16 protein-coding genes, 2 pseudogenes and 1 CRISPR repeat array are annotated in these 19,910 nt (G+C 67.5%); of the genes and pseudogenes, 14 read left to right on the forward strand and 4 right to left on the reverse strand.

Annotated elements, in window-relative coordinates; all coding sequences use genetic code 11:
• Window positions 1-3 precede the first annotated feature (3 nt).
• From NAMU_RS06145 to NAMU_RS06160, 4 genes are read left to right on the forward strand one after another with little or no spacing between them, the layout of a single operon-like run.
• Entirely contained in the window at window positions 4-1,116 is a 1,113-nt protein-coding gene (locus NAMU_RS06145; protein WP_015746547.1) for a hypothetical protein, read from the forward strand.
• Window positions 1,116-1,490 (forward strand): hypothetical protein, encoded by a 375-nt coding sequence (locus NAMU_RS06150; protein WP_015746548.1) that lies wholly within the window; start codon window positions 1,116-1,118, stop codon window positions 1,488-1,490. Before NAMU_RS06145 ends, NAMU_RS06150 begins: the two co-directional genes overlap by 1 nt.
• Window positions 1,474-2,199 (forward strand): CRISPR system precrRNA processing endoribonuclease RAMP protein Cas6, encoded by a 726-nt coding sequence (gene cas6 / locus NAMU_RS06155; protein WP_015746549.1) that lies wholly within the window; start codon window positions 1,474-1,476, stop codon window positions 2,197-2,199. Before NAMU_RS06150 ends, cas6 begins: the two co-directional genes overlap by 17 nt.
• A 43-nt stretch (window positions 2,200-2,242) precedes the next feature.
• Window positions 2,243-2,617 (forward strand): reverse transcriptase family protein, encoded by a 375-nt coding sequence (locus tag NAMU_RS06160; RefSeq protein ID WP_015746550.1) that lies wholly within the window; start codon window positions 2,243-2,245, stop codon window positions 2,615-2,617.
• Window positions 2,618-2,660: 43 nt separating this feature from the next.
• On the opposite strand, the gene NAMU_RS06165 is transcribed toward NAMU_RS06160, so the two are convergent.
• Window positions 2,661-3,908 carry an IS256 family transposase gene (locus NAMU_RS06165; protein WP_015746503.1) on the reverse strand — a complete coding sequence of 416 codons (1,248 nt, stop codon included), beginning with the start codon at window positions 3,906-3,908 and terminating at the stop codon, window positions 2,661-2,663.
• Window positions 3,909-3,960: 52 nt separating this feature from the next.
• On the opposite strand from NAMU_RS06165, the gene NAMU_RS27070 reads away from it, so the two are divergent.
• A complete protein-coding gene (locus NAMU_RS27070) occupies window positions 3,961-4,896 on the forward strand; it encodes a reverse transcriptase domain-containing protein (protein ID WP_015746551.1) in 936 nt (311 codons plus the stop codon).
• Here the strand turns inward: NAMU_RS27070 and NAMU_RS29100 are convergent.
• A pseudogene (locus NAMU_RS29100) lies at window positions 4,886-5,785 on the reverse strand (IS3 family transposase); the annotation flags it as partial. The gene NAMU_RS27070 and the pseudogene NAMU_RS29100 sit on opposite strands and share 11 nt — an antisense overlap.
• Before the next feature lie 174 nt (window positions 5,786-5,959).
• On the opposite strand from NAMU_RS29100, the gene NAMU_RS06180 reads away from it, so the two are divergent.
• Window positions 5,960-6,964, forward strand: coding sequence for a tyrosine-type recombinase/integrase (locus tag NAMU_RS06180; protein ID WP_015746553.1), 1,005 nt, complete (start codon window positions 5,960-5,962; stop codon window positions 6,962-6,964).
• The gene (locus NAMU_RS06185; RefSeq protein WP_015746554.1) at window positions 6,961-8,814 is read left to right on the forward strand and encodes a tyrosine-type recombinase/integrase; all 1,854 of its coding nucleotides are present in this window, start codon (window positions 6,961-6,963) and stop codon (window positions 8,812-8,814) included. Before NAMU_RS06180 ends, NAMU_RS06185 begins: the two co-directional genes overlap by 4 nt.
• On the opposite strand, the pseudogene NAMU_RS30220 reads toward NAMU_RS06185, so the two are convergent.
• A pseudogene (locus NAMU_RS30220) lies at window positions 8,796-9,122 on the reverse strand (transposase); the annotation flags it as partial. The gene NAMU_RS06185 and the pseudogene NAMU_RS30220 sit on opposite strands and share 19 nt — an antisense overlap.
• Window positions 9,123-9,142: 20 nt before the next feature.
• On the opposite strand from NAMU_RS30220, the gene cas1 reads away from it, so the two are divergent.
• The 7 genes from cas1 (at window position 9,143) to NAMU_RS06225 (ending at window position 18,835) form a co-directional block, all read left to right on the forward strand.
• Entirely contained in the window at window positions 9,143-9,739 is a 597-nt protein-coding gene (cas1, locus tag NAMU_RS06195; protein WP_083785717.1) for a CRISPR-associated endonuclease Cas1, read from the forward strand.
• 38 nt (window positions 9,740-9,777) lie between these two features.
• Window positions 9,778-10,967, forward strand: a protein-coding gene (locus tag NAMU_RS06205; protein ID WP_086008622.1) for an IS3 family transposase whose coding sequence is annotated in 2 segments (ribosomal slippage) — window positions 9,778-10,056 and window positions 10,059-10,967 — 1,188 coding nt in all. Because the reading frame shifts where the segments join, the coding sequence is not laid out codon by codon here.
• Window positions 10,968-11,015: 48 nt separating this feature from the next.
• Window positions 11,016-11,174, forward strand: a complete 159-nt coding sequence (locus NAMU_RS29785; RefSeq protein WP_015746557.1) for a hypothetical protein — start codon at window positions 11,016-11,018, stop codon at window positions 11,172-11,174.
• Entirely contained in the window at window positions 11,165-11,449 is a 285-nt protein-coding gene (gene cas2 / locus NAMU_RS06210; protein WP_015746558.1) for a CRISPR-associated endonuclease Cas2, read from the forward strand. Before NAMU_RS29785 ends, cas2 begins: the two co-directional genes overlap by 10 nt.
• A gap of 207 nt (window positions 11,450-11,656) precedes the next feature.
• A CRISPR array of direct repeats spans window positions 11,657-12,717; the repeat unit is 37 nt; unit sequence GTCAGAAACCACGTCACGCCGTCAGGCGTATAGAAAC.
• Between the two features lie 185 nt (window positions 12,718-12,902).
• A complete protein-coding gene (locus NAMU_RS06215; RefSeq protein WP_015746559.1) occupies window positions 12,903-14,207 on the forward strand; it encodes an ISL3 family transposase in 1,305 nt (434 codons plus the stop codon).
• Window positions 14,208-15,310: 1,103 nt separating this feature from the next.
• On the forward strand, window positions 15,311-17,470 hold the full coding sequence (locus NAMU_RS29105; RefSeq protein WP_015746560.1) for a hypothetical protein: 2,160 nt from the start codon (window positions 15,311-15,313) through the stop codon (window positions 17,468-17,470).
• Window positions 17,471-17,728: 258 nt separating this feature from the next.
• Window positions 17,729-18,835 (forward strand): GuaB3 family IMP dehydrogenase-related protein, encoded by a 1,107-nt coding sequence (locus NAMU_RS06225; RefSeq protein WP_041369924.1) that lies wholly within the window; start codon window positions 17,729-17,731, stop codon window positions 18,833-18,835.
• Between the two features lie 30 nt (window positions 18,836-18,865).
• Here the strand turns inward: NAMU_RS06225 and NAMU_RS06230 are convergent, their stop codons facing one another.
• Entirely contained in the window at window positions 18,866-19,903 is a 1,038-nt protein-coding gene (locus NAMU_RS06230; protein WP_041368500.1) for a magnesium transporter CorA family protein, read from the reverse strand.
• Window positions 19,904-19,910: the final 7 nt, after the last annotated feature.

The raw sequence follows: 19,910 nt of genomic DNA on the forward strand, positions 1-19,910 counted from the left end.
ATCATGGCCGGTAATCGAGTGGTTCGGTCCCTGACCCGGCTGCCGACCTGGATCGGTGCGCCGGCCACGGCTATCACCGGTGTGCTGTCCACCGCGGTGGCCGGGCTGGTGATCGAGGACATCCTGCCCAATCAAGATGGCGTGGGCCCGGTGGATCTCGGCCATTCCACCGGCTGGCGATGGCTGGCGCTGGCGATCTCGCTGACCCTGTTTTCCGCCCTGGTGTATTCGGGAAGTTGGCGCCGCCGCCGGTTGGGCAGCCTGTTCTACTTGCGCGTTCTGCCGCACGGCCAGCCCGACTGGATCTCGGATCTAGCCCAGCAAAAGGGTTTGGCCCGGCCGCTGTTCCGATCCTTGCTGCGGCGCTACGACTGCGGGGCTGGGCTCGCCGGAGACATCGTCGAAGTGGTGGACGAGTACACGGACCGGGTCGTGGAGCTGGTGCACCAGGACGACCCGGCGACCACCACCACGATCGCGCCAAACCTGTCACTGCCGGTGGCGATCGCGCTCGGATACAACTGGTTGATCCCGCCGCAGGTGCGGTTGATGGACATCGACCGCCGCCGCTCCACCATCGAGCAGGATCTGGAGTTCACCGTCGCCGAACTGGTGGCAGCAGGCCCGCAGGCATCCACCCCACCCCGGGTCCAGATCATTGATCGGGACGATCCGCTGGGCCGGGCTGGCCTGCTGTGGCTGGAAGTCGTCCTGGCCGACCAGGGTGGTCCCGGGATGAGCTCGGTACCAGCCGGTTTCAGTGTCCCCGCGCGTCACCGGGCGGTCGGCGTGCCGGCTGGGAACGGTCGGTTCGGGCCCGTCGTTGCTGGGAGCACCGAGTACACGGCCTCGTCGTTGGCCGCCTTCGTGGCCCGGCAGATCGTAGATTCCGTCGCGCAGGGGCACACGGTGGTGTTGGTGGCTCGGCTGCCCAAGACCGTCGCGCTCGGAGTGGGTCGGCTGCTGCAGGAGGCCGCCCGCCAGCCTGGAGGCCCGCGGAACCTGTGGAATCACTTCTGCCCGCTCGTCTACCTGCAGGGCGATGCCCGGCCCTACCGGTATCTCCGGGTGCGGCCGGAGCAACCAGATCCGGCGCAGCTCCTGGCGTCCAGCTGATGGACCGGTTGAGGCTGATCAACCTCACCCAGCACGAGGTCGTCATCGACCCCGGACAGGCTCCGGCGGTGCGCATCCCGCCGTCGGGTTCGTTTGCCCGGTTGATCGAACGGCAGCAGCCGTGTCCGGCGTTGACCGTCAACGGGTCATCGATCCCGGTCATTGCGGTGTCCTACGGAACGATCGCCGATCTGCCCGAACCGCAGCCTGGCGTCGGCTACATCGTCTCCCGATTGACCGCAGCCGCCCGGCCGCGATCCGACGTCTATTTCCCGTTGGGCGAGATTCGCGACGAAACTGGCCGGATCGTCGGCTGCCGGGCGCTGGGCCAGTTCGATCCGGGAGGTGGTGGAGCTGATGCCAGTGGTGGTTGATCTGCTCTTGAAAGGGCCTGAACGGATCAGTGTCCCGGTCGCGGCGACCCACGCGGCAATCGCCCGGCGGATCGACGCCGACCATCACGCCCCGGTCAAGCCCTTCACCATCGGTCCGCCCCGCAGCCGTCCGGGTGGAGTTGTGCTCCGCGTCGGCCTGCTCGACGATGCCTTGGCCGATGTACTCGACCTTTCCTTCGCAGGCAACGCGGAGATCAGGCTCGGCCGGCACTTTTTCACGTTCGCCTCGGCTCAGCGGGTGTCCGCCACGCGGTGGGAACATCTCGCCGACGGGGCGACCGGTGGCCGGTGGACCGTGGAGTTCTTGACGCCGGCGACGTTTCGCCGCGGGGGTCGGACCAGCCCCTGGCCGGCACCGGAATCGGTTGCCCGCGGGCTGGGTTCGCGCTGGCGGGCGCTGCATCCGGAGACCGCGCCCGCCCTGGACGACCGCCAGGCCCGGTCCATCTGGGTCTCGGACGTCCGCGGGGAAAGCGTCGCGGTGTCCGGACCGGACGCGGTCATCTCCGGCTTCGTCGGCACCGTGACCTACCGCGCCGACCGCGCCGGCGACGAGGCGGTCGCCTTCGGCCGACTGCTCCGGTTCGCCACCTTCGGCGGGATCGGGTCGTTCACCGCCTTCGGCTTCGGGCAGGTCGCGGTGCGCGAGAGCGGGATGGCTAGGCCAGCTGCCGAATCGGTGGAATGACCGTGGTCGCGCCCTCTCTCGTTCACCGGATCGCCGAACGCGGGTGCTGGAAGCGGCCTGGACGGCCATCCTGGACAGCGACCGGGAAGACGGCGCTCTCGCGGTGGGCGTGGCCCGCTTTGCCGAGGATGCCGACGAACGTCTGGATCGGCTGGCCGACGGGCTGCTCGACGGGGGATACGAACCGGGCCGGTTGACACCGGTGCCGCTGATCCGGGTCGACGGAGCTACCCGGATGCTCCATGTGCCCACGGTGTCCGATCGGGTCGTCGAGCGGGCGCTGCTGGGAGTGCTCACCCCGCTGGTCGATCCCTGGTTGGGCGCGGCCAGTTTCGCCTACCGCCCGGGAATCGGTGTGACCGATGCCGTCCAGGAGGTGGCGCGGCTGCGCGATGAAGGTTTGGTCAAGCCCAGCTGAGTGGTGTGCGTTACGAGGTCGGCCGCCGGTGATTCTTCTTTGGTCAGGCGGCGGTGGTGATCGCTGGGGCGTTGTTCGCGGTGTTCTCCTTAGGGTCGTGCGTGCCTACGGCTTGGGATCGGGCCAGTACCTCGATGCCGAGGTAGCGGCGGCCCTCGGTCCACTCGTCGTGTTGCTCGGCCAGGACAGCGCCGACGAGGCGAATGAGGGCGCCCCGATCGGGGAAGATCCCGACGACGTCGGTCCGGCGGCGGATCTCCTTGTTGAGCCGTTCCTGCGGATTGTTGGACCAGATCTGCCGCCAGATCTCCTTCGGGAACGCGGTGAACGCGAGCAGGTCGGCGCGGGCCTGGTCGAGGTGGTCAGCGACCGCGGGCAGCTTCTCGGCGAGCGTGTCGATGACCCGGTCGAACTGGGCGGCCACGGCTTTGGCGTCGACCTGGTCGTAGATCGAGTGCAGCATGGTCCGCACCCACGGCCAGCTGCTCTTGGGGGTAATCGACATCAGGTTCACCGCGTAATGGGTGCGGCAGCGCTGCCAGGAGGCGCCCGGCAGGGCCGCGCCGATCGCGGCGACCAAGCCGCTGTGCGCGTCGCTGGTCACCAGCTTGACACCGGTCAGGCCGCGGGCGACCAGGCCACGCAGGAACGCCAACCAGCCGGCGCCGTCCTCGCGGCTGGTCACGTCCACCCCGAGGATCTCGCGGTGCCCGTCACCGTTGACGCCGGTCGCGAGCAGGGCGTGGACCTGCACGACCCGGCCGCCCTCGCGGACCTTGAGGACCAGCGCGTCGGCCGCGAGGAACGTGTACGGGCCCTGGTCCAGCGGCCGGGTGCGGAACGCCTCGACCTGCTCGTCCAGGTCGCGGGCCATCACCGACACCTGCGACTTGGACAGCGACGTCACGCCCAGCGCCTGGACCAGCTTCTCCACCCGCCGGGTCGAGACCCCGAGCAGGTACGAGGTCGCGACGACGGAGACCAGGGCGCGTTCGGCGCGGGTCCGCCGTTCCAGCAGCCAGTCCGGGAAGTAAGACCCGGACCGCAGTTTCGGCACCGCGACGTCCAGGGTGCCGACCCGGGTGTCGAAGTCCCGGTGCCGGTACCCGTTGCGGGAGTTGACCCGGTCCGGGCTGCGTTCTCCGTAGCCGGCGCCGCACAGGGCGTCGGCCTCGGCGCCCATCAGCGTCTGAATGAACGTGGACAGCATCGAGCGGAGCAGGTCCGGGCTCGCCGACGCGAGCATGTCGCCGACCATGGTCGTGGGGTCGTTAGGCTGCGCAGTGGTCATCGCGTGATGTCTCCTTCGACAGACTGTGAGAGGTCCTTCGAAGCCTCACGCGGTGGCCGTCCTCGTCCCGGGACCGACACGCCCCGACCTGCCTGGTCAGGGGGTCAAGGTCGATCAGTGGTCGTACACCACTCTGGTGGACTTAACTGAAGGTTTGCGCTGGGTGTGCCGTTGCGACATCGACAACTGCTTTCCCTCGATTCCGAAGGATCGCTTGCGGCGCAAGCTCACCGCGCTGTTCCAGGGCGACCCGACCCTGCTGGGGATCCTGACCCGCCTGCTCGCCCGGCCGGCTGGCGGCTCCCCGGCCGAGGCACTGCCAGGGTTGCCGCAAGGGTCGCCGCTGTCACCCCTGTGGGCGAATCTGATTCTGGCGGACTTCGATGACGCGGTCGCCCGGACCGGGTTTCCCCTGGTGCGGTACAGCGACGACATGGTGATTGCGGCCGCGGACCGCGCCGAGGCATGGGAGGCGATGCGGGTGGCCCATGATGCCGCCGCCGGTATCGAGATGTCGTTGGGGGCCGACAAGAGCGCGGTGATGTCCTTCGACGAGGGTTTCACCTTTCTGGGCGAGGACTTCGGTCCGCGTTACCCACCGGCGTTGAGTGATCATCGGACGGTCGACCCGCCCCGGCGCGTGCTGTACCTGGGGGTGCAGGGATCCAGGGCCCGCATCATGGACGGCCGGGTGATCGTCGAATCAGGGGACGACGCTGAACTGCTCGACGTCCCCTCGGGGTTGATCGAGCGGATCGTCACCTTCGGCGGGGTTGGCGTGTCCGCCGGTTTGCGCTCGTGGGCGCTGGCCAACCAGGTCGACCTGGTGTTCTTGTCCCGACGCGGCAGCTATCTGGGACACGCCTGGGCGGCGGCGGCCGACCACCGGGTGTCCCGGCTTCGGGCCCAACTCGCGGCCGCCGACGATCAGGCAGTGTGGCTCCCCTTGAATCCCCCCGGCGTGTCCGGAGGCTGTCTCAAACGGTGAGTCCGGCGGTTTGCTGGGCTCGGTGGTGAGCGTAGAACGCGTCCTCGAGTTCGGCTGGTGGGATGTCGCCGCAGTACTCGTGCAGGCGTCGGTGGTTGTACCAGTCGATCCATTCGGCGGTGGCGAATTCGACGGAGTCGATGCTGCGCCAGGGGCCGCGGTGACGGATCACTTCGGCCTTGTACAGGCCGTTGATTGTTTCGGCCAGGTCGTTGTCGTAGGAGTCGCCGACGCTGCCGACCGATGCTGCGATGCCGACCTCGGCGAGGCGTTCGGAGTACCGGATGGATGTGTACTGGGACCCGCGGTCGCTGTGCGCCACGACGTGTTCCACAGTCCGGTCGGCCCGTTGACGGGTCCAGATGGCCTGCTCCAACGCGTCCAGGACGAGCTGTGTGGTCATCGTGGTCGCGACCCGCCAGCCCAGGATGCGGCGGGCGTAGGCATCGGTCACCAACGCCACGTACACCCATCCCGACCAGGTACTCACGTAGGTGATGTCGGCCACCCACAAACGATCCGGCACGAGCGCGCCGAACCGTCGTTGCACCAGGTCAGCGGGCCGCTGCGCACCCGGATCGGCGACCGTCGTCCGCTTGATCTTGCCCCGGCGGACACCGACCAGGCCGGCGGAGCGCATCAGCCGTTCCACGGTGCACCGGGCCACCGAGACGCCTTCCCGGTTCAGCTGCAGCCACACCTTCCGGGCACCATAGGTGCCGTGGTTGTTCTCTGTGTGGACCCGGCGGATCTGCTCGAGCAGGGCCGCATCCCGCACCGCGGCCGGCCGCGTCTGGGCGGGCCGGGCGGCGTGCTCGTAGTAGGTGGACGGGGCGATCCGCAGACCCAGGTGCTCGGTCAACACCTGGCAGATCGGCTCGACTCCCCACCGCAGACCGCCGGCCTCCCGGCGGCCTGCGTGGCAGCGGATGAACTCCGCGATCAGTGGGAAGGCCGGTCGAGCTCGGCCGCGAAGAAAGGCTTGATATGCGGGTGATCTGACACGTCGGGTGTCAGCCTTGGTGCCCGGCCCCGGGTTGGGGCCGGGCGAGGAGGTCCCGTGATGGAGTTCGTGCCCTGTTTGCAGCGCCCGGCCGGGGAGGTGCCGCGGCTCGGGGAGGTGCTGTTGGACGAGTACCTGCGGTTCGTCGCGGCGCGGTGTCGGCCGAATACGCTGCTGGCTCAGATGTTCGACCTGAAGGTGTTCTTCACGGTCGTGGGGCGGCCGCCGGTGGAGGTGACCACGGCCGACGTCCTTCGCTTCATCGAGCGGCAGCGGGCAGCCCGTAACGGCAACGTGGTCCGGCTCGCCGATGGCGAGTCGGGGTTGGCGTTGACGACGATCAAGCGGCGTCTCGCGACGGTCTCCGGCCTGTTCGAGTATCTGGCCATTCGCGGGTTGGTGGCACGGAACCCGGTGCCGCGCAGTCTGTCTGCTCGGCCGGGCCGGGCACCTGTGCGAGGTGCTCCGTTGATCCGGGCGCCGCGCCGGCTGCCGCGGATCCTGAGCCCGGCCGAGGTGAACGCGCTGATCAGCGCGCTGCGGACGGCCCGGGACCGGGCCATGGTGTGGCTGATGCTGCTCGGCGGCCTTCGCCGCTGCGAGGTCCTGGGCCTGCGGCATCGTGACGTCCAACCGGGCGAGCGGCGAGTGTTCGTCACCGGCAAGGGCGGCCACGAGCGGGTCGTGCCGGTCGGGAAGGTGTTCTTCGCCGAGCTGGCCGGCTATTACGCCACGGAGCGACCAGACACCGACACCGATCAGGTGTTCGTTGTGTTGAAGGGACAACGCCGAGGCCAGCCGCTGTCCGCGGCCGGGGTGGACGAGGTGCTCTCCGGCGCCCGCCGGCGGGCCGGGCTCGCCCACGCCACCTGCCATGAGTTGCGCCATACCTGCTTCACCCGGCTCCGCGAATCCGGGATGGCGTTGGAGGCGATCCAGGCCCAGGCTGGGCACGTCTCGATCGAGACCACCAAGATCTACCTGCATCTGGCCCCGGACTGGCTGGTCGACGAGTACCGAAAGGCGATGGACATCCTCGACGACATCGCGGGAGCTCAAGGATGAGCGGGACCGCCGAATCGACCGCGGCCCGGGCCGAGGAACCCGGGATCGGCCAGGCTCGGGCGGCCTACCTGGCCGACGCTGGCACCCAGCCGGCACGACTGTCCCGGTCGCGGAGCATCGGGCGGTTCGTCACCGAGTTCGGTGACGTGAGCGGTTGGCGGGCCTGCTCGGTGCCCGAACGGCTCGCCGCCGGAGACCAGGCGCGAGCCTTCGCGCACTTCGCTGTCGTGCACGACCGGGTCCCGGTCGAGGCCGAGTACGTCGCAGCCGTGACGTCGAGGTGGGGCCATCACGTCGCGAACCGAGATCCGGAGCAGGCTAACCAATTCCGGCGCCAGGCCGCGTCGTTGAGTTTCAATCGGTTGGAGATCGACAAGATGTGGTCCAAGCTCGCCCAGATCTGCGTCATCACCGGCAGCCGCCCGGACGAACTGAGCAGCGACAACTACGTGGCCGGGCGGGCCGCGTTCTGGGCCGCGGTCGTCGCCAAACACGGCGGCACGATCCCGACAACACTGGCGACCCCCCTGTTCGGCCTGGACGCCGTGATGTTCCACCGGGGCCAAGCGCCCCGACCCACGACACGCAAGTCATGGGCTGCCCGGTCGGTGCCGGAGACCAGCTGGGACCAGATCACCGCCGCCGCCCCGATGATGGCCGCCACCATGCACCGCTACCTGGACCAGCTGCGGGTCAGCCTGCGCGCTTCATCGGTCGCCAGCATCGAGATCACCCTGCGGCAGATCGCCGGGCACCTGATCTCCACCAGCAGCGTCACGACGGTCGCCGACATCGGCCGGCCGCAGATCGAGGCCTACGGGACCTGGCTGGCCGGGCGTGGCGGCTACCGCAAGAACAGCACAATCAGCAAAACGACCATCGGGATGCGGATGTGTCACCTCGGCGCGTTCTTCCGCCGGATCATCGAATGGGGCTACCCCGACGCACCCCTTCGGCCACCGGTCTTCTCCTCCGACCGGCCGGCCAAAGACAAGCCGCTGCCCCGGTTCCTCGACGACGCTGCTACCGCCAAGTTCATGGCCGCGGCACGGGAGCTGCCCGACCCGTTCGGTCGGCTCGCCATCGAGATCTTGGCCCGCACCGGCATGCGCAAGGGTGAGCTACTCGGTCTGACCACCGACGCCGTTGTGCAGATCGGCTCCGCCTACTGGCTGCGGATCCCTGTCGGCAAACTCCACAACGACCGCTACGTTCCTCTCCACCCGCAACTGAAAACCATGATCGACAACTGGCTCGAACAGCGACCCGACTGGCAAAACAGCCACCTGCTGTTTACCGACCGGGGCCGGCCGATCCCACCCACCCGAGTCGACCACGCCGTTCAAACAGCCGCCACCGCAGCCGGTATCGGTCACGTGCACCCACACCAACTCCGGCACACGCTAGCCACCCAGGCAATCAACCGCGGCATGAGCCTCGAAGCGATCGCCGCGCTGCTGGGCCACAAGACGATGAGCATGACCCTGGTCTACGCGCGCATCGCCGACCGCACCGTCGCCGACCAGTACTTCACCGTCACCGAGAAGGTCCAAGCTCTCTACCAACAGCAGCAACCCGCAATGCTACCCGCCGCGGACGAACCAGCCCCGATGCGCAAACTCCGCGCCGAACACAGCAAACGCATGCTCGGCAACGGCTTCTGCACCCGACCCGCCGAACTCGAATGCCACTACGAAACGATCTGCGAGTCCTGCACCTTCTTCGTCACCACCATCGAATTCCGACCCACCCTGCAGGCTCAACGTGACGACGCCGCCCGCAAGGGTCAAAGCGGCCGTCAGAAGGTCTACGACGGACTCCTTCAGCGACTCGCCGACACCGCTACTTGACACCGATCACCCACATAAGCCGAAGCTGCCTTCAGAATGGCGTTGGCGCGCTTGAGTTCTGCGTTCTCCCGACGCAGCCGGCGCAGCTCGGCCGACTCCTCCGAGGAGGTGCCGACCCGGGTCCCGGTGTCGACCTCGGCCTGCCGCACCCACTTACGGACCGTCTCGGCAGTACCGACGCCGAGCAGCTCAGCCACGCGGCTCATCGCCGCCCATTCGGACTCGTGCTCACCCGCGATCTCCGCGACCATCCGTACAGCCCGCTGCTTCAGCTCCAGCGGGTACCGCCTCGTTGAATCTCCCGGCATGACTCCAACCTTCCCAAGCTCTGGAGTCTCCGGACACGCCGGGGGGATTCACCTTCGGTCGCGCCCTGGTGGCGGCCAAGGTGCGCAAACAGATCGTTGTGCTGCAGCGGATGGGTCGGCGAGACAACGCCGACGCCGTCACGGAAGCCACTCACCAGATGGAGTCATTGGTCGGCATGATCGCCGATTGCGGGACTCGGGACGAGTTGATGGGCATGGAAGGCGCCGCCGCTCGTCAGTACTTCCAGGCCATGGGCGAGATCGTCCCGGAAGGCGTGCGATTCGAGGGGAGATCCGGTCGACCGCCGGCCGACGTCATCAACGCGGCGCTGTCCTACGGCTACGCGATCCTGCTCGGAGAAGCGGTGTCCGCGCTCTGCGCGGCTGGCCTAGATCCGGCGATCGGGCTGTTGCACGCGGAGGAAGATCGGCGGCCGTCGTTGGCGTTGGACCTGATGGAGGAATTCCGGCCGCTGATCGTCGACCAGGTGGTGGTGGCCGCGGCTCGACGCAATACGCTCACCGGAGCACACGGCCGCCGTGAGGAGGCAGTACCAGGTGTGCTGCTCACCAAGGCGGGCAAGGAAGGGTCTGCCCCGAGTTCAGTTGACACCTGACCTCTGAGGTTTCGGCCTCAGACGGAAGGATGTCTTTCGTGGCTAAGCCCTATCCCAAGGAGTTCCGCGACGACGTCGTGGCCGTGGCCCGCAAGGGCCAGGCGACGCTGACGCAGATCGCGAAGGACGTCGGCATCTCCGAAGGCTCGCTCGCGAACTGGATGAAGCAGGCCGACATCGAGGACGGTCGCCGTCCCGGTCTCACCGACGTCGACCGTGCTGAGCTTCGCGAGTTGAAGAAGCGCAACCGCCTCCTCGAGCAGGAGAACGAGGTCCTGCGTAGGGCAGCGGCCTACCTGTCGCAGGCGAACCTGCCGGGAAAATAGTCTTCCCGCTCGTCCGAGAGATGGCTGCGACCGGCGCCCCGATCAGGGTGCCGGTCGCGGTGACGTTGCGGGTGCTCGGCCTTTCGCGGGCCGGGTACTACAAGTGGCTCAGCGACCCCGTATGCCAGCGGGACTACGACGACGCCCACCTCATCGACAAGCTCTACGACCTCCATGGCGACGATGCGACGTTGGGCTACAGGTTCCTCACCGACGAGCTCGAAGACGAGCACGGCATCCAGGTCGGGGAGAACCGGGTGCACCGCCTGTGCCGCATCGCCGGCATCACTGCCAGCCACCACAAGAAGCGCTCCAAGACCGGCTCGACCGGCCCCGCGCCACACGACGACCTCCTCGCGGTCGTCGACGAGCACGGCGTCGTACGTCACGAGTTCCTCGCCGACGCCCCGAACAAGGTGTGGCTGTGGGACATTTCCGAGCACCCCACCCGCGAAGGCAAGCTCTACATCTGCGCGATCAAGGACGTGTGGTCGAACAAGATCGTGGGCTACTCCATCGACTCCCGGATGAAGTCGTCCCTGGCGCGGGCCGCGATGCGCAACGCGATCGCGCTCCGCAGCCCGGCCGGGACAGTCTGTCACTCCGACCGAGGCGGTCAGTTTCGTGCCAAGCGGACCCAGCGGCTGCTGGCGAACAACGACCTGGTGGGGTCGATGGGCCGCTCCCACGGCGCCGGCGACAACGCCAGCATGGAGAGCTTCTTTTCCCTGCTGCAGAAGAACGTCCTGAACACCCGCCGTTGGGACACCCGCGACGACCTCCGCCTCGCGATCGTCACCTGGATCGAAACCAAGTACAACCGACGACGCCGCCAGCGGGCCCTCGGCAAGCTCACCCCGGTCGAGTTTGAGATGATCTACAAGGCCGCAGAAGCGGCCTGACTACTGCAAACCCCGAGTGTCAACCAGACCGGGGGCAGACCCGAATGCGTGGTCGACGGGTATGAGCTGCGCATGCTGCGGCGAACCGCCGGGGCGTTGCCCGGCTTCTCCGGGACCCTGCGCCGGCATCTGTACCGGCAGGCCGAACAGATTGCGGCCCTCGTGCATGGACGCAGTGACCAGTGGATCGGCCTGTCGTGGCGCTGACGGTGATCGTTGCCTACGACATCAGCGAGGACAACCGGCGGGCCCGCCTGGCCGCCGTGCTGCAGGCGTACGGCGATCGAATACAGAAGAGCGTCTTCGTGCTGTCGGCAGACCAGCCGTTGATCGATGACCTGCACCGGCGCGCCCGGGACATCATCGACCTGGACCGGGACTCGGTCTACTTCTTCCGGCAGTGCGCGCCGTGCTGGGAGTCCGTGGGAGTGGTGGGCCAGGCCACCGTGGCGGAACCGCAGCGATACTGGGCGGTGTTCTGACTGTTGCTGGGCTCATTGACGGGCTGCTCTTGTCTGGGAAAGGGGGTGGCTGGCGATCATGGTGCGCAGCCTTCTGCTGTGTAATCCTCTGACCTGCGACAATGCTGGCTTAGAGCTCTGCCGGCGGACAGTTGTTGATCTTCAGTCGGCCTGGTGTGCAGCGGGCCCGCGTTGGCGCAGGTCAGCGGCAGTGCCTGGTGGGGTAGGGTCAGAAACCACGTCACGCCGTCAGGCGTATAGAAACTACTTTCACCGGCGTAAACCGACTAGGCATAGAAGTCAGAAACCACGTCACGCCGTCAGGCGTATAGAAACGTCTATGAAACGACGCAGTCAGTTCTTTTGCCTCAGGTCAGAAACCACGTCACGCCGTCAGGCGTATAGAAACATCTGCGACGGGTCCGCACCGACAACCATACCGAGGTCAGAAACCACGTCACGCCGTCAGGCGTATAGAAACGACCTCCTCATCGCTCGCTGAACTGTTGATTACCAGGAGTCAGAAACCACGTCACGCCGTCAGGCGTATAGAAACCTGCGGGCTAGTTCACGGTAGTCGTCACGATCCATGTCAGAAACCACGTCACGCCGTCAGGCGTATAGAAACGTTCCCGTCTTCGTCAACCAGACTGAAGATGCCATCGGTCAGAAACCACGTCACGCCGTCAGGCGTATAGAAACTAGACACGATTATTTCTCCACAGCATCAGCATGCATGTCAGAAACCACGTCACGCCGTCAGGCGTATAGAAACGAAGGAGGTTGGAACCTCACTTCTTGGGAGCGGTCAGAAACCACGTCACGCCGTCAGGCGTATAGAAACCCCTCAGCAGCCGAGCGGTGTCATGCCGGCCGTCAGAAACCACGTCACGCCGTCAGGCGTATAGAAACTTTCGGTGGCAGGCTGGAAATAAGTCCAACAGTGCGGTCAGAAACCACGTCACGCCGTCAGGCGTATAGAAACTTTCGTCGCTGACCGAGATATAGAACGTGTACGGCTCGTCAGAAACCACGTAACGCCGTCAGGCGTATAGAAACCCAGACGGCAAAGAACAAGAACGCAAAGACGAAACCACCGGTCAGAAACCACGTCACGCCGTCAGGCGTATAGAAACTTTGCTACACCCTGCGCGCCACCAGATCCCCAGTTGTCAGAAACCACGTCACGCCGTCAGGCGTATAGAAACCTAGCAATCTTTGCATATATCTCGTTGCGCTGCGCACCAGTGTGGTCAGAAACCACGTCACGCCGTCAGGCGTATAGAAACGCTCTGGGCCACCATGAGGGTCGTGCGAAGGTGAGGGGGTCAGAAACCGGCTCTTCGCTTTGAAGCTGGGTGGGGGTTTGATCCCGGGGCGACACGCCGGGGCTGAGATGCGCTGATGTGGGGCCTGGGGTCCTCACGATCCGTGTTCACCGCCAAGTGAATGCGACCCGTGAGGAAGGCCCCAGGTGAGCGATGACGTTACCGGTGTGTTCGTGCTGCCCGGATTCCGGGTGGTGTCCAGCGACGTGCTCGACGACGAATGGCACCTGCTTGTGGAAACGCGGCGGGAGCCGACGGGCTGCCCGACCTGCGGCGCGGTCGCCCGAGTCAAGGACCGGCGCACGGTGACCGTGCGGGACCTGCCGGCCGGCGGTGTGCCGGTCGTTCTCCGTTGGTGCAAGCGGATTTTCGAGTGTCGATACGGGTTGTGCGAGAAGAAGACCTGGACCGAGCAACACGACGCGATCGCCCCGCGTGTGGTGCTCACCGACCGTGCGCAGCAGTGGGCGTTCGAGCAGGTCGGCCACCACGACCGGGCCGTGTCCCGGGTCGCGGCCCAACTCGGCGTGTCCTGGCACACGATCATGACCCAGGTCGTTGACCGCGGCACCCCGCTGGTCGAGGACCCGGACCGGCTGGCCGGGGTGAGCGCGGTCGGGGTCGACGAGACCTCGTTCCTGCGGGCCACCGGCACCCGGCACACCCAGTACGCCACCGGCGTCGCCGACCTGACCCCGGGCCGCCCACCGCGGCTGCTGGACGTCGTACCGGGCCGCTCCGGCCGAGTCCTGGGCGACTGGCTGACCGACCGCGACGAGGCCTGGCGGTCCGCCGTTCTGACCGCGTCGCTGGACCCGTTCCGCGGTTATGCCACCGCGCTCTCGGCGCATCTACCTGCGACGACGCGCGTGCTGGACGCCTTCCACATCGTCAAGATCGTGCTTCTCGCGGTCGACCAGGTCCGCCGCCGCGTGCAGCAGGACACCACCGGGCACCGCGGCCGGGCCGGCGACCCGCTGTACCGGGTACGACGGATCCTGCGGCGCCGCTACGACCGGCTCACCGACCGGCAACTGGTCCGACTGCGGGCCGCACTGACCGACGCGGACACGCACGAGGAGATCACCGCCGCCTGGCTCGTCGCGCAGAACGTCATGCAGGCCTACGCCAACCCCGACCGGGCCGCCGGACGCGCCGCGGCCGAGCAGGTCATCACCCTGGCCAAGACCTGCCCGGTTCCCGAGATCGCCCGCTTCGGGCGCACTCTGGTCGCGTGGCGGACCGAGTACCTGGCCCGGTTCGACAACCCCGCCCTATCCAACGGACCCACCGAGAACCTCAACCTGAAGATCAAGAACACCAAACGGATCGCCCGCGGCTACCGATCGTTCGCCAACTACCGTCTGCGACTACTTCTCAACCACGGCCTCATCAGGCAAGATCAACAACCGGCACGGATCCGACCACACCGACCCAGGTTGATTGCGTAGAGCCCAGAAACCACGTCACGCCGTCAGGCGTATAGAAACACCACCAGCAGCACGGCGACCACTATGCCAACTGTCGTCCAGTCAGAAACCACGTCACGCCGTCAGGCGTATAGAAACTCAGCTCGCGGCCATCACTCGGGTCAGCGTGCCCAGGGTCAGAAACCACGTCACGCCGTCAGGCGTATATAAACCCCACTGTTCACTGAAGTAAGTGGACGCAGCCGAAACCTGGTCAGAAACCACGTCACGCCGTCAGGCGTATAGAAACGCTTCACCGAGAGTGTTCATTTGGTCTTCACCGTCGTCAGAAACCACGTCACGCCGTCAGGCGTATAGAAACCCGCTCGAGCGTGAAGGTGTCCTGCCAGCTCAAGGGACGATTGTCAGAAACCACGTCACGCCGTCAGGCGTATGCAAACCTCGTCCGGACGGACGAAATCCTTCTCGACGCCATGTCAGAAACCACGTCACGCTGTCAGGCGTAGAGAAACTGAGTTTCCGGCCTGACCGTGGATTCTTGCGGCGTCAGAAACCACGTCACGCCGTCAGGCGTATAGAAACTCGGTCTCGTAGCAGGGCCGGTGTCGAACTCGTCACTGAGTCAGAAGCCACATCACGCCGTCAGGCGTTTGGAAGAAGGCGTTTCGATTGCAAATGTGCGCGTGAGCGCGTGTCGCCAGAAGGTCGGGCCGCTCGGGGTGCCGAGACTGCCGGAGCGTGGGATCCTTGTGGAGTCTGGTCGGGGCCTTGCGGGGCTGCGCCAGCCTGCTGGGGAGCTGATGAGTAGGGCGGTGGGGGCGTGAGCGTCGTGCTTGTAGCTGGCGACCACTTGCCGACGGCGGGAGGCCCGTGCGGCCAGCGGCCCAGCCCGGCGATTGCCGGGTGTCGACGCAGCCGCATGAGGGAGCCACATTGGCCCGAATGCCGTGGCATGACGAGGCAGTGCAGTCAGGCTTCGACGGAACAAGAGCAGCAAGGTCGAGCCGCGACCATCCGGCGGGCGAGTTCAAAGCCACGGGCCCGCTGGGCGTGGAAACTGAGGTTGGCGACAGAACCTCGTGCTCGACGAAAGAATGTGGCTGCGATTGGCCGGAGGTTGCTTGATGCCCCAGCTCGATAGCACGAGCTTCGTCAACCCGTATACCTTCGTGGCGATCTCCGATGTGATCCCGAGGCGCCGGCCGCCGGGGCACGACGGTGGCAACCGGCTGGGGCCTAATGGGCAGCCGCTTTACTCCGGTTCGCTCGACGTCACCTGGACTCTGGCGACACCCATGCTCCTGCCTGCCGGCGAGATCAGCTGCAATGTGGACGGCGCCGTGCAGGTTCCCGGGGCGTCGGTCAAGGGGGCCGTCCGTTCGCTGCACGAAGCCATGTTCCGGGGCTGCCTGCGGGTGGTCGACGAGGGCTTTCTTCCGTCATATCGGCAGATCGCCGGGTCCAAGCCGCAGCCACCGTGGCGGCTGGGCGTGGTGCAGCGGTCCACGGCGGCTGGAAAGCCGATCGCGATCAAGCTGTGTGAGGAGACGGTCTGGGTAGACGGCCCGAGCCTGTTGGCTGCCTACGGTCGTCAGGATTCGTCATGGGGCGAGCCCCGGACCGGTGACGCTTTCTGCTTGGAGGGTGACGAGGAATGGTCCACCCTTGAACGCTGGGAAATGCGCACTGTGGAGTCGGCGCGGGGCCTGATCCGGCCAAGTATCGATCGCGACGATTCCGGTGAGCTCGCTCTGGGTAGTGAACTCCCGGAGAACCACGCGGTCGTGCTGCTCACGGATATCGGAGCCCGACGCAAAGTCACCAAGGCGGGCAAACGAGGCCGATGCCTTTGGGCTACCGGCATTCTCGGCGGCAAGTCCATGGCCGTGGCGCCCGAGGCTTGGGAGATCTATCGACAATCTTGCGACGGCGCGGACGACCGACGGCGTCTGCTGGCCCCGCCCAAGGCTGAGAGCGGCCGCCGGATCGCGAATCCGCGGAGCCGGGTCGCCTCGAGCGGTGGCGACTCCCACGATCGACGTCGTTTCGCGGAGGTGAAATGGTGGGGAACCTACGCAGATGGCAATCGGCGCGAGAGTGATGTTCGCATCGGGTGGCGGTCAATGGTTACCGGATTCCTCTTTCCGGGTGAGGTAGTTTGGGTCCTGGCTGATGGCGAGAAAGTCACCCGCATCGAGCATTCGGCGATCTGGCGGGAATTGGGCGCTCAGCCCCTGTCGGAACGAGTACCCAGGCAAGCCCTGCCATGCACTGATCCGGCCATGCACGCGCCGGAACTCGGGGAGCGCCAAGGATTGTGCTTGTCCTGCGAGATCTTCGGGTCGGTCGATCCCAAGGGCACCGACCAAGGCGGTCAGCAGACCGCCTATGCCGGTCATGTGCGTTTCGGGACCGCGACGGCGGAACCGGGCGCCCGGGTCGAGCAAATCGACCTCGCACCGTTGGGTGCACCCCGGTTGGGCGCCGGAATGTTCAGCCTGCAGGACAGGTCGTTGACCAGCCGTCGGGGCGGGTCGCCCCCCGGGCAGTGGGGATCGGCCAGCGACAAGCCGCGGCCGCGTGGCCTCCGCGGCCGAAAGTTTTACTGGAACAGCGATCCCGACGAGCAGGCGGCCGCCTGGACCGGCCAGCTCCAGCGCAGCGTGAGCGTGACCCCGCGCCACCAGCGGCGACCATCTCAGCGGGAGTTCGGCGGGCGTCGCGATCTGCTGGCGCCCGGCACCACCCTGCGTCAGACCATCCGCTTCGACGCGCTGTCCCCGGCCGGCTTGCATTCCCTGCTCGCTGTGCTGGATCCCGCGCGGGTGCTGCCGGCCCTGGGCGGCCCGGGTTATCACGTGCGCCTCGGCGGTGGCCGGCCGTTCGGTCTCGGGGCGGTGGCCGTGCGGATCGAGTCCTGCACGATCGAAACCATCGGCGATCGCTACCGGCGGGCCGAGCCCGCGCCGGCCGGACCGCCACCGGCGCACGACCCCGCGGCCGTGAGTGGCTATCTGGACCAAGCGGCCTGCGTCGGTCTGGCCCGTATCCTGAATCCGCACGGGCTGGGCGACGATCGCCACCTGGTCTCCTACCCGCCCGGCGACGTCTGGGAACGCGTCAACACCCAGCGATTCGACGAAAGCTACCGGTTCTTCACTGAGAACAACGGTCAGCAGTTCAAGACCCGCGTCAACCCATGGGCCCCGTTGCCGACCCTGCCCACCACATCGGGCGAAGCCTTCCGCGCCAGTCAACCGATCCACCCCAGCGGTGGGCGATAGGCTGCGCATCGCCGGCCCTGGTCCACCCGGCCGGCACGTCGGGCGCGCGATGCCGGTCCGGTACCAGCCGGTTCGGGTGCGCAAGGAACAGCCCGCTCGTGCTGCTTGCGCCGTCCAGCAGCTGAGCGGCCCCGACTGCGCCGAAAATAGTCCCGCCGATCCGTCGCGGGTTTGTCCCATCGCCTACCCTGACCGCCGGGTCCTGTCACACGCGCGGGCCCAAACCGAGGAGGAACGGTGCCGGAAATCGAGATCGGCATGGGGCGCACCGCGCGGTCGGCCTACGAACTGGACGACATCAGCATCGTGCCGTCCCGGCGCACCCGCTCGTCCTCGGACGTGTCGATGGCCTGGCAGATCGACGCCTACCGGTTCGAGATGCCGCTGATCACCCAGCCGACGGACGCCATCGTGTCCCCGGGGCTGGCCGCGGAGGTCTCCGCGCTCGGCGGTCTGGGCGTGCTGGACGGCGAGGGGCTGTGGGCCCGGCACGCCGATCCGCAGAAGGTCATCGACGAGCTGCTGGAGCGGGCGGCGGTAGCCGATGACCCGGACGAGGTGATCGCCGCGATTCAGCAGGCCTACGCCGAACCGGTCTCGATCGACCTGCTCACCGAGGCCATCCACAGCCTGCGCGACGGCGGCGGCACCGTCTCGGTGCGGCTGTCCCCGCAGAACGCGGCCGCGCTGGCCGGTCCGGTCATTGCGGCCGGGGTCGAGCTGCTGGTCATCCAGGGCACGATCATCTCCGCCGAGCACGTGCGGGCCGACGGCCGGGCGCTGAACCTCAAGTCGTTCATCTCCGAGCTGGAGGTGCCGGTCGTCGTCGGCGGCTGCTCGGACTACAAGACCGCCACCCACCTGATGCGCACCGGCGCGGCCGGGGTGATCGTCGGCACCGGGCACGGCACGACCACCACCACCGACGAGGTGCTGGGCATCGCCGTGCCGATGGCCACCGCCATCGCCGACGCGGCCGCGGCCCGCCGCTCCTACCTGGACGAGACCGGTGGCCGGTACGTGCACGTCATCGCGGCCGGCGGGATCGAGTCCAGCGCCGACATCGCCAAGGCGATCGCCTGCGGCGCCGACGCGGTGATGCTGGGGGAGCCGCTGACCTGGGCGGCCGAGGCGCCGGCGGCCGGCTGGTACTGGCCGACCACCGCGGCGCACCCGGTGCTGCCGCGCGGGTTCGCCGCGCCGGTCGGCCCGGCCGACGTGCCGCTGGCCCAACTGCTGCGGGGCCCGGCGTTGGGCGCCGACGGCCGGACCAACCTGTTCGGCGCGCTCCGCCGGGCGATGGCCAAGGCCGGGTACTCCGACCTCAAGGAGTTCCAGAAGGTCGGCTTGACCGTCCGCGCCTGACCGTCCGGGCCCGGCGATCAGCTCGCGGGCTTACAGCCAGCCCTTGCGCTTGAACAGCACGAACAGGGTGAGCACGGCCAGCACCATGACCGTCAGCCCGGCCAGGAAGCCCTGCCCGTCGCCGAAACCCGGGTAGGGCACGTTCATCCCGAGGAACCCAGTGATCAGGGTGGGCACGGCGATGATCGCCGCCCAGGCCGAGAGCTTCTTCATGATCACGTTCAGGTGCACGTCGGACAGGGCCAGGTTCGTCTCGTAGGCCGAGCTGAGCAGCTCGCGCAGGGTGTTCGTCTCGGCCGCGGCGTGCTGGGCGTGGTCGCAGACGTCCTGCATCCGGCGGATCACCCCGCCGTGCAGCAGGTCGGCCAGCGGGTCGTCGTCGGCCGCCGCGCGGGCCGCCGCGCCGGACAGATCGAGCAGGATCTCGGCCATCGGCGCGCTCACCCGGCGCAGCGCGGCGATCGACTGGCGCAGCCGGAAGGCGCGCAGTTGGTCCGCGCGGTTCATCGGCTTGTCGTCGAACAGCGACGTGGTCAGCTCGTCGGCGGCGTCCTCCATGGCCAGCAGCGTCTTGGTCTCGGAGTGCACCATCGTGTCCAGCAGCAGGTGCAGCCCGGCGGCGACCCCGTCGGCGCTGAGCACCGTGGTGTTCTCGGCCAGCCGCCGGGTCAGCGCGGCGCCGGCCGATTCGTCGGCGACGACGGCCAGCATCCGGTCGGTGGCCAGCACCGCCACCCGATCCCGGCGCAGCTCCTCGGCACCGGCATCGAACGAGACCAGGGCGCCGATCAGCAGCACGGTGCGGCCGACCGTGTCGAGCTTGGGCGGCTCCCGGTCGGAGAGCACATCGTCCACGGCCAGACCGTCGAGGGCGAACAGCTCGGCGGTGGGCCGCAGCGCCTCGGCCGTGCGCGGCACCCACCACCAGGCCCGGGTCGCCTCGTCGCCCTCCAGCTGCTCGGTGATCTCGGCCACCGTCACGTCGGCGGCCACCACCGCCCCGCCGCGCCACACCCGGGACCGGCGAGGGCCGACCTCGGTGGGGCGTTCCTGCGTCGTCGACGTCACGTCGCCA

The sequence above is a fragment of the Nakamurella multipartita DSM 44233 genome, from assembly GCF_000024365.1.
GTDB lineage: Bacteria > Actinomycetota > Actinomycetes > Mycobacteriales > Nakamurellaceae > Nakamurella > Nakamurella multipartita.